Annotated in this window: 9 protein-coding genes and 1 pseudogene; 3 read left to right on the forward strand and 7 right to left on the reverse strand. The window is 55.8% G+C overall.

Features of this window, described 5'->3' with window-relative positions; all coding sequences use genetic code 11:
* Window positions 1-90 precede the first annotated feature (90 nt).
* On the forward strand, window positions 91-1,077 hold the full coding sequence (locus AB8841_RS02605) for a DDE-type integrase/transposase/recombinase (protein ID WP_370434308.1): 987 nt from the start codon (window positions 91-93) through the stop codon (window positions 1,075-1,077).
* Here AB8841_RS02605 and AB8841_RS02610 read toward each other — a convergent pair.
* Window positions 1,074-2,051 (reverse strand): class I SAM-dependent methyltransferase, encoded by a 978-nt coding sequence (locus AB8841_RS02610; RefSeq protein WP_370434309.1) that lies wholly within the window; start codon window positions 2,049-2,051, stop codon window positions 1,074-1,076. The two genes, AB8841_RS02605 and AB8841_RS02610, sit on opposite strands and share 4 nt — an antisense overlap.
* Before the next feature lie 1,034 nt (window positions 2,052-3,085).
* Between AB8841_RS02610 and AB8841_RS02615 the strand changes: the two genes are divergently transcribed.
* Both AB8841_RS02615 and AB8841_RS02620 read left to right on the forward strand, forming a co-directional pair.
* Window positions 3,086-3,763, forward strand: coding sequence for a class I SAM-dependent methyltransferase (locus tag AB8841_RS02615; protein WP_370434310.1), 678 nt, complete (start codon window positions 3,086-3,088; stop codon window positions 3,761-3,763).
* A 99-nt stretch (window positions 3,764-3,862) separates the two neighbouring features.
* Complete coding sequence (locus tag AB8841_RS02620) at window positions 3,863-5,167, forward strand: LicD family protein (RefSeq protein ID WP_370434311.1); 1,305 nt, start codon at window positions 3,863-3,865, stop codon at window positions 5,165-5,167.
* On the opposite strand, the gene AB8841_RS02625 is transcribed toward AB8841_RS02620, so the two are convergent.
* From AB8841_RS02625 to AB8841_RS02650, 6 genes and pseudogenes are all read right to left on the reverse strand, one after another.
* Window positions 5,139-6,101, reverse strand: coding sequence for a hypothetical protein (locus AB8841_RS02625; protein ID WP_370434312.1), 963 nt, complete (start codon window positions 6,099-6,101; stop codon window positions 5,139-5,141). The two genes, AB8841_RS02620 and AB8841_RS02625, sit on opposite strands and share 29 nt — an antisense overlap.
* A gap of 564 nt (window positions 6,102-6,665) precedes the next feature.
* A complete protein-coding gene (locus AB8841_RS02630) occupies window positions 6,666-9,185 on the reverse strand; it encodes a glycosyltransferase family 2 protein (protein WP_370434313.1) in 2,520 nt (839 codons plus the stop codon).
* Between the two features lie 99 nt (window positions 9,186-9,284).
* Entirely contained in the window at window positions 9,285-10,184 is a 900-nt protein-coding gene (locus tag AB8841_RS02635; RefSeq protein ID WP_370434314.1) for an HAD family hydrolase, read from the reverse strand.
* Window positions 10,185-10,667: 483 nt separating this feature from the next.
* Window positions 10,668-12,020, reverse strand: a pseudogene (locus AB8841_RS02640) (IS3 family transposase).
* 134 nt (window positions 12,021-12,154) lie between these two features.
* On the reverse strand, window positions 12,155-14,263 hold the full coding sequence (locus AB8841_RS02645; protein WP_370434315.1) for a capsular polysaccharide biosynthesis protein: 2,109 nt from the start codon (window positions 14,261-14,263) through the stop codon (window positions 12,155-12,157).
* Between the two features lie 133 nt (window positions 14,264-14,396).
* Window positions 14,397-16,514 (reverse strand): glycosyltransferase, encoded by a 2,118-nt coding sequence (locus AB8841_RS02650; RefSeq protein WP_370434316.1) that lies wholly within the window; start codon window positions 16,512-16,514, stop codon window positions 14,397-14,399.
* Window positions 16,515-16,877 lie beyond the last annotated feature (363 nt).

A 16,877-nucleotide genomic window follows, 5' to 3' on the forward strand; every position in this document is an offset into this window, starting at 1 on the left:
TTGTTGGGACCAGGTGCGTTGCGCGATTGAGGAGTATGGTTGGCGCTTTGACGGCCTGCGACGCCGAGCTCCTCGCCGCAGGAGGACGTGATGCTGTCCCTTCATCCGCATGCTCGCACCACCCCAGCCGTTCGCCAGGCGATTGCCCGCTCGACCGAGCCCACCGGCGTGCTGGCCCAGCGCTTCAGCGTCAGCACCGAGACGGTCCGCAAGTGGCGCAAACGCGGAGCCGAGGACTGCCAGGACCATTCTAGCCGGCCGCACAAGCTGCCCGGGAAAGCCACCGACGAGGAGCGGGCGATCGTCTGCGCCCTGCGGCAGGCCACCGGCTTTCCGCTCGACGATCTGACCTTCATCGTCACGCACTTCCTGCCCCATCTCAACCGCGATGCGGTCTACCGCATCCTCAAGGCGGAAGGCCTTGGCCGCCTGTCACCGGCGCAGCAGCGCAAACGGGAAAGCGGCACGTTCAAGGACTACGACCTCGGCTTCGTGCACATGGCCATCAAGCATCTGCCGAAGCTGGCGACCGCCAATGGCGAGCGCCGCAAGCGCGTTCTGTATGTGGCGATCGACCGGTGCTCGCGCTGGGTGCATCTGACGGTCAAGGACGATGAGCTGACGGGCAGCGCGATCGCCTTCCTCAAAGAGGCGATCGGCGCTGCCCCCTTCACGATCACGCACGTGCTCACCGACCGCGGCTTATGCTTTACCGCCGATGCTTTCGAGGCGGCCTGCCGCCCGCTGAAGGTGCAGCATCGCACGACCAAGCCCTACACGCCTCAGACGAACGGTCTCGTCGAGCGCTTTAACGGCCGGGTGCAGCGCGAGGTGCTGGGCATCACGATATTCAGCCATCGGGACCTCGAGACGCTGCTCAAGGGCTTCAACCAGGCCTACAACCGAAGACGTCAGCGCGTGCTCAAGGGCGCCTCACCCGAGCAGGTCGTGCGAAGCCGTCTGATCGCCGAGCCGAAGCTGGCCAACCACCGCTCCAAGCCGCCCGATCCATACGCGTTGCCGGAAGCTCTCCAGGTCCTCGCTCACGCCAAGGAGGTTTCGCATCCAGACAGCTAGAAGCTAGCCGCTGTTTGATCGGAAAGCTTCTTGCGCAGCACACGTATTACTTCGCCCAACCTTGCAATTTCTCGCTGCTGACTTTGCCAGGTAAGTCCCGATTGCTGTAGACGCATCAAGAGCATTAGCCTATTAAGCTCGCTGGTCCCGAACAGGGTCCGCCATCTCATAAGGCTTTCAGCAATAGCTAGGATGGCCTGATTTTTGTCCTCATCGAAACATTCTGTGTTCCACAACAGACCCAGGCCGAAGAAAAGCGGGACGTCATAGTATCGCCAAGCTCCATCACTTTGCATAATGAAGTCTTCGACCGCTGTTAAAACGCCGTTGCGCGCGCCTCCCTCCTGAATCGCGACCGGGATTTTATAATCTATTCCGAATTCGCAAACCTCCTGCTCAAACGGGCTCAAATACCCAGGTTGAGCCGGGTGTCGTTCCTCAATCCTCGCCTTGTTATAGTACATGTCTCGTCGGGCACACGGCCATCCCACATCGTGCAAGAGCACGATGTAAGGGGACTTACCCTTGGCCGCATCAATTAGGCGGAGTTCATCCCGAACCGTCTGATAGTTGTGGTCGCCATCAATGAAAAAGTAGTCGAACCGCTCTGCGTCCTTAGCTAGGAAGGAAATCGATTCCGACTCGAAGAGCTTAATCCTTCCCTCCGACTGATGCTTTTCAAGCCAGTCGCGTCCCTCAGGAGCAAGCGCCGGGTCCACTAATGCCAAGTCTGCATTGTTCTTTTCGGCAAGGTCGAGCAGGATCGCAGACAGTTCAGCCTTACTCACCCCGATCTCGCAGATCGCCTTCGGTGGGAACACAGCCGCAAGTTCATTAAATATCGGTTGATAGCATGCCATCGAGTAAGCGTTTAGCCGAAGTCCGAGACCATCTGGCAAAGGCAGCAGCAACTTCGCATCGGCCGTCAAATCATCACTGGTGACTATAGTCGACCAATCCACCTTCTTTGCCATAAGATCTCTCTTTCATGGATCGCGGAGGCCATGGATGCGATGGAGCCAGGCCCCCCTCTCTTTTCATCGAAGCTTTCTTATTGGAAGGGAGTTGTTCGTCAAGAACGGCATAACTCTCCCGAAAAGTAGTTCCTCCCCAAACTCGGCGGAGGATGAGGGACAGGTCCGACTACGAACGTCGCGGTGAATCGCGACCCCAACAGCACGCTGGTCACTGTTGGCGCATTGGGCGGTGGGCTATCCTAAGACGAGGCCAGGGTAGGAAGGAACCCTTGGGAGAACAAGGTCAGGATCAGTGTGGTGATAGGCTTGGTTATACTGCAGGTGCCGTCTCAACTCCACATGCCTTCGAACCTCTGAGATGTAAAAGGAAAGGAGCGGGCCTAGAGGCAGACGAACCCCCTGCACTGTGATCTTCAGTCGGCCTTAAGCCCTTGATCTTTCAAGCAGCTATTCCTGAGCCCATATGCGCTCTTGCCAATCCTCTACTTCGGGAAGGCGTTGCGTGACCCGCAGCCTTGGGGTACCTAGCGCACTTTGGACAACGGGTTATGCAACATGAGTACACTGCGTACAAGGGCGCTCCGGGAACGTCGAGAGGCGGGGATCGCCTACCGTCCTCACATCGATCTTATGTGGGAAGACATCGCACACTTGGTCCGTACAGGCTATCTCGCTGCAGAGGACGTGCGCGATCGTAAGAAAGTGGAAGCGGCAGCGCAGCGGCTCTGGAATGAGCTTGTCCGAAACTTTATCGCCCAAGCGGCCTAAGCACTTCTCTAGATTAGACCGGAACTTGCGAGAGACGCCCATATCCTATACGGCAACGCTCAGAGATACAACTCAGCAGTGAGCTTTGACCTACTGTCTAAGTGACCGCGGAAGCTCGTATAATAGGTCATAAACTTAGTGGTTCTCCAGTAAATATTGGCACAGCGCTACATATTACGTCTGTTCGCTTGTCGCTGTTGCCGCACTTGCGCGTGCGGCAATTCCATGACAGTACACGGCCAAACAATCCTACGGGGGCATCAATGGACCAGAATTCATCCTCTCCGAACGCCGCTGCGTCCCAAAAAGGGCAATACTGGGAAAATTTCTACGCGAAGGCTTCTGTCCCCGAGGCTCCTTCCCAGTTTGCGGCATTCGCCACTGGAGAACTGGAAGACATTCGGACGATCGTTGATGTTGGCTGTGGCAGCGGTCGTGACTCATTCTTTTTTGCGAGCTTAGACTTGAACGTCCTTGGCGTTGACAACAGCGAGGTCGTAATCCAGCGGTGTCTGGACAAAAGTAAGACTCGCCGAGTCCCGAACATCGCCTTCATGCAGGGCTCTGTTTCGTCCTCTGGATTCGAGAATGGGATCCGGGACTACATCGCCAGTTCAAAGTTGACAGGGCCGATCCTCATCTACGCCCGGTTCTTCCTGCATGCCATTACTGAAACGGAAGAGCGAGATTTCCTCGCGGCTGCGTCTCGTCTCACAGGCCTCTTTGGCGGGAAGCTCGCTGTCGAGTTTCGAACGCCCCGGGATCAAGCACAAACGAAAGTTACGCCAGAGCACTACCGTAGGTACGTCGCCCCGCTTGAGATGATCGATCGTGCCCGTAACGTGGGTTTCAAGCTCTCTTACTTTGTTGAAGGTTTCGGCTTCGCCAAGCATAAGCAGGACGACGCTCACGTTGCACGCTGTGTGTTCACTCGTGAATAGCAAACCCTTTGGGACCTGTTAGGCTCCTGCGGTAGCCGCTAAAGGCTCTCCGGCCACGCAAGAAGTATCTGACGAGAAGGCTCAGGAGGTTCTCAAACAATGTCGTATCTTGAGCTTTTTGCAGAAGAGGCCCGAGTCCTGCGGGAAACGTTCTTTCCTCAGTTAGGCTTCAACGGGCCGTCAAATCCATTATTAATCAGCGGGGCATCGGCCAGATACATCCGCCTCTCCAAGCCAGGCGAGGCACCGCTGGCGATAACGAAGTTTCGTCTCTTCCGAGCAGCCCGCGATGGATATGTTTCGATAGACATTCCAAGCTGCTCGATCTGGATAGGAAATCCAGTCGACGGGTTTAACTTTGATGGCCAGTATGAAGCTCTGCTGTCTGGCAATGATCCAACTTTGCTTTCAACCGCACAAAGCGGACTACCAATAATAACCTTTGACCTTGGTCAGGAGGTGAAATTTGATCGCCTCCAGATCTGCGCACAAATAGGCTATTCCGCGCATCACGCATGGGGGATTAAAATTGAAGTCTCCAGCGACGGCGAGGCATGGCGGACTCATTACGATGGGAATGGTCGTGTCTCTGAATACCGTCGACTGCTTCTGAGCAGGGCCGGACAAGGCGATAATCCGCAGACTGCTGCCCATCGCCTTGTTTTCGCGCGAGCCATTGCAAGTTTCTTTGAGACCGGCGTCGTCGACCCAAAGGACGTTCGCACTGAAGCTTCGAAGTTTGGCCTTTCGGAAGAGCACTACCGTTCAGTTATCAAAGAGTTGAACGCACGATTTGTGCATCCATATGAGCGGGAAGTCACCGTTCATGGCATAAAGAGATCGTTTCGCTTCTGGTCAAATTCTGAGAAGCAAGGATACCTTCGCCATTGCAACGAGATTATCGATGCCCTATCTGCCGCAGGCATTGAATGCTCACTCGGCTATGGAGCAGTCCTCGGGCTCATCCGCGGTCGTGATTTCATTCCCCATGATGATGACCTCGATATCATCGCCATCTTTGATCAATCAGTAGCGCATAGCTTTCCTCTTGCACTCTCAATACTTTCATCTGCTCTAGCCAAGAGCAAATTTAATGTGACGGGCAATCATATCGCCCATCGATGGGTTTCGAAGGCTGGCGTATCGTTCTTCTGTGATGTCTTTGTCGGAATCAAGGAAGGCGATTTCATCTCGTTTCTGCCTGGCCCACGGCGTGAAATTCACTATGCCGATGTTTTCCCGCCACTCAAGACGAAGATCTTCGGCCATGAATGTCCGATACCTAGGAATCCTTTCGCATATCTTGAGAAGGTTTACGGTCCCCACTGGGAGACGCCCATCCCTGGATGGAACCATAGCTGGAAGACTGATGATTTCAAGGATTTGATGGGCTCTGCTGCTTGATGGTAGGCGGGAACCGCGAACCTTCTTGGTGTGCGAAGAACCCGTCTGTTCCAAGAACGCTTCCCCCGTCCCACACCCCATAGACCTTACTTTCATTCCAATCGAAAATGAAACTTGCCTGGACAACCTCAGACCAATGCTGACTGAGAATGCTCAAAAACGAAAGGTAATAGCCCAAGCGTGAATTGCTGCCGTTCGCTCTAGCGAAGCTCTTCGGGAAGCCCCATTCGGTAATCCACCAAGGCTTGGACTTATCAATGCCATCTCTGGCCTCATTGAGGATAGATGTGACCTGAGATGCGATGGCGCCTCCAGCGTCGTCAACCGGCTCTGTCAGGCGGGGATAGATATGTACTGCATAAGCGTCCACATACCTATCAATTCCTAGCTCACGCAATGTGCGAAGCGCGACCCCCGGCTCAACTAACGATGCATTCACCTGAGAGAGCCATTCGTTGCTAGGACGCGCTAAGCCGCCGAGTATGACTGGCGTCCCGCGAGTTTGGCTTGTTTCATTGAGCGCGGTACGAGTGAACCTTACGGCCTCAACAAGCTTGTTGAGACCACCCTCGAACTTTGACCAAAATGAATACTCGCGATAGGTCTTTGCGCTGAGAACCGCACCGCCTTGGATGAGCGGCAAGTCGCCATTAAAGTCCGCAGAGTTGAACTCGTTGCCTATCTGTACGGCAGCTAGTTTGAGCTTCCGGGCTTCCACTCCGACAAGAAACTTTAGGAACACATCCTCGAACCTGCTTAGGTCAAGTTCTGACAGTGGTGCAACATCATGGACTAGACCAGAACCGCCCCGCTTTTTCATCTCGGGACCATAAAGGTATTGCTGCGAGAGAAGAACAAAAAGTACTACATTGATATTCTTCTTATTGAAGTACTCGATGACTTCCCAATTTTTCTCCATTTGGGGAACGAGCATAATTCGGACGTTCCGGACTCCATCCTGAGCCATCGCGTCAATTATCGAAGGCCAGTTCTGCTGCCACGCAATTCCTGGGCGATTTACGCCTAGGCTGACCTGACCCACGGAACTAACAACACTGCAGAATAGCAGGACCGAGGCAAAAGTGGCTCTACGGAGAAGATAGATCATTACTATAAATGATTTTCTTAGGTGGAGGTGTCATCTTATTCTAAGGTTATTACCTAAGCCAGCCTTGGCGGCAAGGTGACCTTGCACGAACCTCTCATGCGGCGCGGGGATGGGGCGGCGGTGTCCGCCAAAGTGCGTCGGAGCCAGGCTTCCGCTCTGGCGAAAGCGCGGCATCGGCGTCAGAGCGCCTGGCGGACTCACGTCAAAGCGCAAGGCCGCCTGCCGAATGGAGGAGCTGCCTTCCACCGCACGCACGATCCGCTCACCCAAGTCTCGGGAGAGGAGCAGGCATAGAAAGCCTCCCGACCTACCGTGACCCGCCTTGTGGAAGCGGCTATTCCGATTCCACACAACCGCCGCACGCTCCAATGCAGAGCGTCACACTCAGACTTAGCTCGTGAGAGGTCTGTTCTCAGTCCTGCCATGACGGGTGTAATGTTCCCATCCCGAGCGAAAGACCCCACGCCGGACACTCTCTGCGACATCAGGGTTGGCAGCGAGGTAACGTGCCTCGGAAAAGCTGTCGGGAACCCCAAAGCTCGACGAACGTGTAGAGCTTAGTAAGCGATCTGCCAATTGCCCAACAGAGATCTTGCCATGGGACCTGCGCCTCAATCCGAAAAGATTGGGTGGGCGCAGGCCTATCTCTCTAAGAGTTGACGTGTCTCCTGAATTGACCAAGGACGCGAGGACCTCGAGGGCAGCCTTGTATTTTGCAAGCTCGTTCTCACTCTCGCTAGACTGAGCGGCCAAATGTGCGGTGTTTCCTGTCTTTAGCGTGCGAAGTATTGCCAAGCTCTCGCGGCTTGTTCGCAAGAGATCCTGGAAATGTAGCCCGATTCCAAGAAGAGCTCCAAGTGATCCCTCTTGTCCGCCGACGCTGGTCCTCGTGAGCTTGTTGCGCACTACCGAAGCGAACTCGAGATGTTTGCTTCGGCCGCTTATGACTGAGTTACCGAAGGATGTAATATCGCCACGGTCTCTATGATGATAATTGGCTAAGTATTCTGGAACGATACCAATGTCGGTTTGGGCGAGGAACCTAACATTAAAGTCCCAGTCACCTAAAACTGGGAAGCGCTCATCAAAACGGCCAATATTGTCGTATACATCACGCCTGAACACAAATGCGATCGGCGGGAAGACGTTCCCTTGCGCCAGCTCCATGATGTTGATCGAGTCGAGCCACTCATTATAGGGGCTGCGACCGTGGATAGCGATACCTGATCCGGTAACTTCTTCGGACACGTATGTACTTTTTGTGATAACACCGCCGTAGAGGTGATTCTTTGAGTCATCGAGGAATGATACAGTTCTTTCAAGGAAAGTCGGCTCCCATGTGTCATCGTCATCGTGGATGACGATGTAATCACTTTCGCACGCTGCGATCGCTATATTGGATGCGGCTTCCATTCCCCGATTTACGACGTTATCAACCAGAATAATATTCCGCTCGTCGACGGATAGATTACGACCGCCGGCGGGTACCCTGCCGCCAGTTCCGGTCATCTCCGCGATCACTGACTTCGCAAGCTCGGGGTCGCCTCCATCGTTGACGACGACGTGCACGAAGTCTTTGAACGTTTGGCTGTGAACACTCTCAATGGCTCGACGCAGAAACATTGGGCGGTCAAGAGTGCGAGTAATCACGGCTACAGCGGGTCGCCCTCTACGAGTACTCGTAAGAAATGGGCGTGGCGAAAGGCGTGATGCAATCGCACTCGATGGGCCGTGCAGCTTGGATTGCATCACACGCGCCATTTCTGGCGGGTACTCGAGAGCTATCTGGCCACTCGGCCACAATGATTCCTTGACCCGAAGCTCAGGCTTATCCCACTGATGTCGGTCTTCAGCTGCGAAGACGATAGGAACCTTAAGGTTCCGTCCGAAATCGGCAGAGCGCTCGATGGAGCGAAGCATGTTTACGTTCTTGCGCGTCGGATATATTATAACTTCCGCAAGTTGCTTCCAGCACGTACCAGCTTCATGGGTTAGCGCGCCGATGCCAGATCCGTGGGGGAGTTCGTCCAAGTAGTCGAGGACGCCACAGAAGAGAGGGTCAGACTGTTTAGTTGGTGCATCCGCCAGGATCGCGTCAATTTCTGGTGATTGAGCGGCTCCATTGGTGTTGATCAAGATGCGTTCGACGCTGGGCGCATGGGGTTCAAAGAGGCTTTCAATGAGATGCCGGCTCTCAACCAGACAAGTCTCCGGTTTGAGTGGGTCGTACTTTCCCGCATTGAACATCAAGCCAATAACGCGGGCCGGGTCGAAGTTCTTCGTAGGATCAGGCGAGATAATGCGACCGAAATAAGCTCCCCACCAGTCAGCCTGGGGAAACGCTTGCGCCAAAAGACGTTGGCTTGTCGCCTGCCAGCCGGTGTCAACAATCAACGCCCGAGGGTTGTGGCTCAGAAGAGATTCAATATATCGTTCAAAAGCCTCGCTGTCTTGACCCAGTGCACCATTTATCGTCTTGCCTAATGGTTCCGAGCTGCCGACGATGGAGACCAAGTCACCCGACGGGCGCTGAAGAGCAGGATCCGTTGCTATCTTGGAGGGAACTCCATTGTGCCTAAACAAAGCATTCACGATGTCCCCGACGGTGCCGTGGGGAAACTCTGAGAGGATTAACTGAAGCGTCTGGTCCGGAGATCTACGCCAGGTTCCCTTGGCAATAAGAAACCGAGATGCCCAGAGATAATCTGCATTGGTCAGCGGCTTGAGACGTGCAGACCGCACGAAAGTCTCAAGCGCTCTCCTGATGCGAATTCCCGCGCGGGACATGAACAAGATTTTAGCGTCGAGCTTCTCCTCGAAGTAGACCGCATGCCCATACAGTCGCAGAAGATAAAGCGCGACAACTGGCCCTAAAACATCCCTTCCGAAGTTATAACGGTCATCAGTCATCGATTTCTCTTTTGATGTCTGCGTTTTGACAAGCAGCTGCATTGGAAGATTAACTCTTTGTTATAGTTTGCGCGAAGGCCCGCTAACTGTGTCGAAACTTCACACTTTTGCCCAAGGGCTTACATCTATACCCATAGCGCTCATCTCTTCGAGGAAGAGGAAAAGATCTTCCTCTCTCTCGGTCACTTCGGTGTTTGAGATTGGCAAATGGAGCGCTTGCCAGCCCGCTTGCCTTGCTCGGGTTACATCGCCAAGAAGGGAGTCCCCAATGTGCAAGAACTGCGAACTTTGAGCCTTAAGTACATCTTCCACTTCTTTGAAAATTCGCCCTGATCTTTTACTTACAACGAAATCACAGCTAGAAAAGACATGGTCAAAAAAACGTTTCCCAGCCACACGTTCTGCGATCTCCTCAATTGCGGGGGCAGGAAGATACATGTCACTAAGCAGAATGACTTTCCCTCCTGCGGCTCGAAAGTGCTCAGAGATTTCGAGCAGCATGGCGTTCGGGACAAGGTTTCCGACCTCGTAGTCAACTTCCATCTTTAGGAGGGTAGATTTTGTGTCCTGATCCAACCGAAGAATACGCGCACAAATCTCATTGACATCGTCAATGCTGCCTTCCCGGGAACCCTGAACCGGTGTACGAGCGCGATAGCTTACGCCCATCCCCAATGCCCGTGCCAACAAGACGTCGATTGCTGCAACCTGGATGTCAGGCAGCCGTTCGGCGTCGCGTAGGTAAGCGACGAAGCCTTTTGCCATTTCGAAATAACGACGAGCTTCGGACTTTTTGTTTCTAAGAAGAGCCGTGTCGAATACGTCGAGCGACAGGATCTCGATTCCCTCGAGCAAAGGCCAGATATGTTTCTGTGCAAGCTCATGTCCTCTATCCCGGAACAAGGCCGCACGATCGGAACTTGAGGTGATCACCCGGGCTAAATGACCGAACTGGTGGATGACAGGACTGGGCGCACCAGCTAAAGTGAGATGTTGCATTCTTGTGTATGCCCCCTAGACGCACTTCTTTTCTAAATTGAGAGGCAAGCTTGGCATCTCGAAAGCTTCGCCAGTTGAGGTTCGTGGTCGCATATCCTATTTGGTGGTTGCTTGTCATCCCCGTGTTGCCTGGCAACTCGCCACATGTGAAATTCCTTGCCAGTTCACTCGACTACCAGTTTCAGCGGTTGCAGGGTTGCCCTGATAAGGGGCTGATGCCGCACTTGTAGGATCTAGACGGCCCCGTATACAGTTTCGAACCCCGGACGGGCGATTTCTGCAGGGCTTCGATTTCATGTCTGACGTGACGGAACTATCCGGCGGTTCCTCGCGATCCTAAGCGCCTGGGAGCTCTAGATCGCGTAGCAATACAATAATAGGTTCTTAATGTTGGGATTGTGTAAGCTGTAGTGTCCATCGTCAGAGTTTTTGAGACAGCGGGCGGTCTGAACTAAGGAAGACTCTGGCCCATCTGGTTTCAGATTAGGCGACCTGCATCTGGTGCTGCAAGCGTCGGGTTTGAATGGTCTGGCGTTTGATCCTTTCTCTCTCCATCAAAATGGCCGCTCCGCGTTGGAAGTAGACGTCGGCAGGCGTCAGGTTGCTCAGGCTCTCGTGGTAGCGTTGGTGATTGTAGTGCGCCACAAAGGCCTCGATCTGCGCCTCCAGATCACCGGGGAGGAAGTAGTTCTCCAGCAGAATGCGGTTCTTGAGCGTCTGATGCCAGCGCTCGATCTTGCCCTGCGTCATGGGATGGTACGGCGCCCCACGCACATGGCTCATGCCCTTGCCCTCCAGCCACGAGGCCAGGTCCGACGAGATGTAGCTTGAGCCGTTGTCCGACAAGCAGCCGGGGCCGGTGCACCGCCTCCACCTGCTCAAGGCCAGAGGCTTGCAGCGCCACCTCCAGGGTGTCAGTGACGTCTTCGGCCTTCATGGTAGTGCACAGCTTCCAGGCGAGGATATAGCGCGAGAAGGCGTCGAGCACGGTCGAGAGATAAAACCAGCCCCAGCCGATCACCTTCAGGTACGTGAAGTCAGTCTGCCAGAGCTGGTTGGGCGCAGAGGTCTTATCTTTGAACTCGTCAGAGGCCTTCATCACGATGAAGGCTGGGCTGGCGATCAGGTCCTGCGCTTTGGGCAGGCGGTAGACGGAGGCCTCGGAGACAAAGTAGCCGTGCTGGTCGGTAAAGCGCACCGCCAGCTCCCGTGACGACAGCTCTGGCTCGTCCAGAGCCAATTGGATGATCTGCTCGCGTATCCGATCCGGGATGCGGTTCCAGACCCGCTTCGGCTGGGGGCGCCGATCCTCCAAGGCCTCAGGGCCGCCGGTCTGGGAGAGATCGTACCAGCGGTAGAAGGTCGGCCGTGGAATGCCGATCTTGGCCAGGGTCTCACGCACGGAGAGATGGGACTGCTCCACCAAGCGGATGATCTCGATCTTCTCAGAAGCCGGGTACCTCATGCGCCGTCCTCCCCAGCCCCGCGCATGCTTTTTTTGAGCAGACGGTTCTCGAGAGTGAGATCGGCGACCACCTCCTTGAGGGCGGCCGCCTCCAGGCGCAGGCCCCTGACCTCGTCCGAGGTGGCCTCCCGGGCGGTGTCACCGGCCAGGCGCTTCTTGCCGGCCTCCAGGAACTCCTTGGACCAGCGGTAGTACACGTTGGGCGGAATGCCCTCGCGCCGGCAGAGTTCGGCGATGCTGTCCGCGCCGCGCAGGCCTTCCAGCACGATGCGGATCTTCTCCTCGGCGGAATAGTGCTTGCGGGTGGCGCGGCGGATCTCCTTGACCACCGTCTCGGCCGGCTCTTTCTCCGGCCTCTGCTTCTGTCTCATCGTCATGTCCTCAGGGGCTACGATGAACCAGAAACTCTCCCTTCTTCAACTCGCTCGATCTGTCTCATGAGTGCTGACGGCGGACAGCTGTAGCTCTCGGAGGCCTACGAGGAGTGCGCTACTGACATTCAATGCTAGCTTGAGAACATGGCACGAGTCTGGGCTCTCAGGTAGGAAGCTGCTCTCTTCATTTGGCGCTCCATTGGAGTTCCGAGTGGATAAGTCAACGGACCTGAACGGCCTTTTTCCAGGAGGTCTAGGACATCCTCAATCTCACATGGAAGTCCGCTTCTTGGATCTGCGTAGCGAGGATAAAGAATAAGAGCTGCTGCAACGAGTTCATCAAGTGTGAGCTGGCGCGTGCGTTTCGTGGTTGTGTCCGCCTTGTCATCGGTCAGCCCCCATCCTGCATAGAATGGAGTACCCCAGCACGTTACTGAGCAACCGCGAAGGAGTGCCTCGAAACCCGTTAACGAGGTGATTACATGGACAGACTTCGCGATCTTTAGCCATCCGTTGATATCGCCTTGGTCGACAATGATGTCTGCCAGCGTTGAGGCTATCCTACGATCAATTCTGCCCCGGCGGTGCCCTGCGGCGACATCTGGATGCTCTTTATATACGAGAAACGCCTCGGGCTCGGCTTGGCGCGCGGCCTGAAGCAAAGCTAGATTGGTGCAGACCGTCTGAGCGCCATATGTGATGGATGCATCTGTTTCGACCTGCCCTGTAACTAGCACTATCGGCCGCTTGCCGGCGAACTCGAGTAGGTTCGGTGGGATGTTCGACCCCAGGTTGTATTTTGTTAATCCACTGTGAACGAGTCTCTCGCGGACTCTGCGAGCTCGCCGAAGGATATTGTCGTTGAACGAAGTTTCCATGATGAGAGCTTCAAGCCGGCTTGGACGGCGGGCGTCAAAGTACAGGCCGATGTCATCGAGGCAGACCGACGCTGGTAGGATGAAGCTTGATCCAAGGCCCACCGAACGGACAAAACCATCTTCCATACGGACAACGCGTTGGCCTCGATGCCGCGCTGCAGTTTCTTGCACGCCGCGATCCGTCATTCCCCAAATGATGGTTGTTGCATTAGCGTTCGTTGGCTCCGGTTGGGCAAAGCGGGTTGCAAACCGAATGGTTGAGAATGGCCCACCCAGATAGAGATTCGCGACCGGCCGCTTCCAAAAGGTAAAGCCGTGGCAAATATAAGTCCCTGTGCGTTCCAGGGCATGACGGCGCCAAGCCAAGAGGCGGTCAATCGCTTCCCAGGCAGTTAGGGCCCGGTGGTGAATTGGGTCTGCATAGCGTGTGTAAACCAAGAGGGCCGCGGCAGTTATATCGAGTATGTCCCGAGATCCCGCTGATCTCCTTCGCACTAAGACTTGCGTTGCCTTCTCACTGTCTGCTCGGTCCTGGGTTGCACCCCATCCGGCGTAGAAAGGAACGCCAAAGCATGTGACAGGAAGGCCCCGCATGAGAGCTTCAAATCCGAGTTGACTTGAGACTGTCCAAACCTCATCAACGGCATCCAGCACGGCATGGGGGCTCACGTCGTCTGAGAGAACCTCTATTCCGTATCGTGCAGCGAGGCCGGCGAGATACCCACGGGCATAGCCAGCCTGCACGTCTGGGTGAATGCGCGCAATGAGACGTGCGCCGGGACGTTCAGTCCGAGCTGTCAGGAGCATGCGTGCGAACGTATCCGAGTCCGACAGGGCTCCGGCAACCGAGAGATCACCGCGCACTTGATCCACAAGGAGAATGCGAGGCCGTTTGTCGCCGCTTCCTAAATTGAGGGCTCGATCGGGATTCGCATTGTACTTGGTCAGGCGTTCGCGCTGTATAAGATCGCGCAGAGCGGCGGCTTCACTGCGGAGTTCTTCCGAACTCCCGCCAGCAATAAGAGTTTCCAGCCGGGATGGGACCTCGGCTTGGTAGTAGATGGAGAGATCATCTACAACTATCGAGACTGTGGGGGCTCCGGACTTCCCAAGCCCTACTGAACGCAGGAAGCCATCTTCCAGGTGCCAGAAAGGAAGACCTCGTTGCGCAGCCAATTTCTTCGCTCGCTGAGAGGATCGTTTAAGGCCCCATCCGACAATCCCAGTGCAGTCGGCTCGAGCGCGAAGTGGGAGCAAAGCCTCTGCGCTGAAGAAAGCCGGAAAATGTGGGGTCGAGCACAGGCCGCTCGTTGCTGCAGCTAATCGTTGGCCACTCGGTGGCAGATAGTCATCTGAGATCATCTTGGAACATATGGATTATCAAGTTATAAGCGTTATAACGTGATAATGTGCAGTAGACGGATCAGGCGCATGGACACGGGATCTGCAGCCTGTGGTATGCGGACCGAGGCAGGAACATGGCAGATTATGAGCTTCATCGAAGCGAAAAGTCCTCATCGGTCTGGGTGAGATTGGGATTGTAGTAGCGGTCGTTAGCAAGCAGGTCTGACCACCGACTTCGCAGGTTGAAGCACTCTTTGGAAAACGCATGGCGTCGCTCGGGCGACATGTCCTTTACCCGGGAGGCCGACTCCTTATGGGCGAGGACCGCATAGGGCGTCCAGAGATTTCGGTAGCCCTGCGACAGAAGTTTTAGGCACAGGTCGACGTCATTGAACGCGACCGGAAATGCCGTCTCATCAAAGCCGTCCACTTCGAAAAACTTTTCGCGCGCGACCGCCAGACATGCCGCCGTGACTGCGCTGAAGGTCTGGACTGCCTGAAGGCGTCCCATGTAGCCGGCATGATCGCCCGGGTAGAAGCGGTGTGCGTGCCCAGCCAGTCCGTTCAATCCAATCACGACGCCCCCGTGTTGAATGCGACCGTCGGGATACAGGAGCTTGGCTCCGACAGCTCCGCTCTCAGATCGCGTGGCGTGCGCGACCATTTCTGTGAGCCATTCCGGCGTAATGACTTCGATATCGTTATTCAAAAACAGGAGAACGCTGCCCTGTGCTATACGCGCCGCTCTGTTGTTGATCGCCGCAAAGTTGAACGGGCCAGGGCAGGGGAGAATACGAACCCGCGTGTCCGCCGCCAGGTCTCGAAAGTAGGCCAGGGTCTCGGGTTCACGGCTGTCGTTGTCGGCAATAAGGATCTCGAGGGGCGCGTAGTCTGTGCGGGAGCGCAGACCCTCGATACAGGGGCGCAGCAGATCCATCCGGTCTCGGGTGCAAACAATAGCGGAGACAAGAGGCGCTGGGGAGGGCACAGGACGGGTCACACGGATATGACCCTGGGCATTAACGCTCACGTTGGCCTTTTCTCCACGATACGCGAGCGCTTCCTGAACCGCCTGGGCCCGATCGCTCAGTGTATGGGGCAGTGCTTCGCGCCTGTGATACACGAGGCGTGGAATGTGGAAGATCGCTGCGTCGTCAAGGTGAGCGGTAATCCGGAGACGGGCATGGTCCTGATCGCGCAGGGGGGTATCGGGACCTGCAGCCGCCGTCTTCAGATTCTCGATGCGAATTGCTGTGCCAGGACCCAAGTAGTCCGTCGCGAGGAATAACTCCCGGTCCCAATTCGGCTTGAAGCGTGGCGCACGACGGTTACCGGAGGCATCAACTATGTCATCGTCACCATAAATGAGCCGGACGTCGGGATGGTCCACGGCGGCACAGGCCAGGCGAAGAACGCTATCCGCGGGCATGAGGTCATGGTTTTGAGCGAGAATTGCCCACGCTGAATCCGTAGCATTCAGGCCGGCACGGATGCGTTCGCCCATACTCGCCTCTGAAGAGGCTTCAACCAGTCTGATAGGCCGATCCTCGTGCAGATCATCGGCTAGGCTCCGTAGGCTCGAGGGGGCGCCAACAATAATCCATTCGCAGTGGGGATAGATTTGATCCGCGAAGCAGCGGACCGTCTCGGAACTGGGAACCTCCCCGGTGTCAAGAACCAGGATGAGGGCAAAACGCGGAGGGTTGGTCCAGGTTTGGCTGTGAGCCAGCAGAGACGGGACCTCGGCTGCCCACGGGCGGACCTGCTGCGACAACCATGCCCCGTAGCCCTGGCCTCGCGTCGGTCCAAAGATACGCCGGAGGCGGTTGCGCGCTCGCACCTTCTTGCCGGTGATGCGGGCTGTGATAGCCTCTGTGGCCAAGCGGGGAGAGCGAGCCGCAGCCTCCAGGATCAGGCCGAACTTGGACAGCCGACGCAGGCGGGATGATCCAACTTGGAATCTGATGCGCTCGATGCTGGGGTTCAGACGGAGGCGGTAAATAGGGCGCTCAGTGTGAAACACGATGCGTAACTCGCCCGAGCGTACCGAGGAAGCCGGATAGTCAACGACATCCTGTCCGGCAGGGTCATGCCAGGCCTGGAGCACAGGATGAAGGGCTAATGCGGCTTCGATACCGTTGAGGGACAGTGCAAACCAGCCAGGCTTGAGCCCGGCCGCACTGTGGGCCAGCGTCATCCAGGGCGCTGCCCCGTTGACCCGGAGCCAGCCCGAGTGTTCTTGAACCAAATCCTGGTCGAGCCCCATCATAGTGGGAATTGTGTGTTGAAGAAGCATAGTGAGTTGTCGACCAGTCGATTGCCTGATGATGCGGAGCGTTCCCTGTGGCCCGAAGCTGACACAAGCCTTGTTTTGTCGCGTGAATGCTTCAGAATTGACTTGGACGCTCGGCCCTCGCATGGCATACATCAAAGCCTGCGCGCAACTAGAAACAAACGCGACGTGTCGGCTGGTGCTGTCTTGAACCAACGCGTCCGTCTCATAGTCCTCTGCGGCTGGAAAGCCCTCATTACGCTGATAGGTATAGGCTTTTTGTCACACCTGCCGGAGCGGTCTTGCACTTCGGGCACCTGAGAAGTAGTGCTGAAAGGCACAGCAAGGGTTTATGGAAGT

This window comes from Microvirga sp. TS319, from assembly GCF_041276405.1.
GTDB lineage: Bacteria > Pseudomonadota > Alphaproteobacteria > Rhizobiales > Beijerinckiaceae > Microvirga.

Bases quoted from the DNA above. Each gene is read 5' to 3' on its own strand.
- AB8841_RS02605 (WP_370434308.1), top strand. From the start codon at position 91: ATGCTGTCCCTTCATCCGCATGCTCGCACCACCCCAGCCGTTCGCCAG.
- AB8841_RS02610 (WP_370434309.1), bottom strand. From the start codon at position 2,051: ATGGCAAAGAAGGTGGATTGGTCGACTATAGTCACCAGTGATGATTTG.
- AB8841_RS02615 (WP_370434310.1), top strand. From the start codon at position 3,086: ATGGACCAGAATTCATCCTCTCCGAACGCCGCTGCGTCCCAAAAAGGG.
- AB8841_RS02620 (WP_370434311.1), top strand. From the start codon at position 3,863: ATGTCGTATCTTGAGCTTTTTGCAGAAGAGGCCCGAGTCCTGCGGGAA.
- AB8841_RS02625 (WP_370434312.1), bottom strand. From the start codon at position 6,101: ATGCTCGTTCCCCAAATGGAGAAAAATTGGGAAGTCATCGAGTACTTC.
- AB8841_RS02630 (WP_370434313.1), bottom strand. From the start codon at position 9,185: ATGACTGATGACCGTTATAACTTCGGAAGGGATGTTTTAGGGCCAGTT.
- AB8841_RS02635 (WP_370434314.1), bottom strand. From the start codon at position 10,184: ATGCAACATCTCACTTTAGCTGGTGCGCCCAGTCCTGTCATCCACCAG.
- AB8841_RS02645 (WP_370434315.1), bottom strand. From the start codon at position 14,263: ATGATCTCAGATGACTATCTGCCACCGAGTGGCCAACGATTAGCTGCA.
- AB8841_RS02650 (WP_370434316.1), bottom strand. From the start codon at position 16,514: ATGATGGGGCTCGACCAGGATTTGGTTCAAGAACACTCGGGCTGGCTC.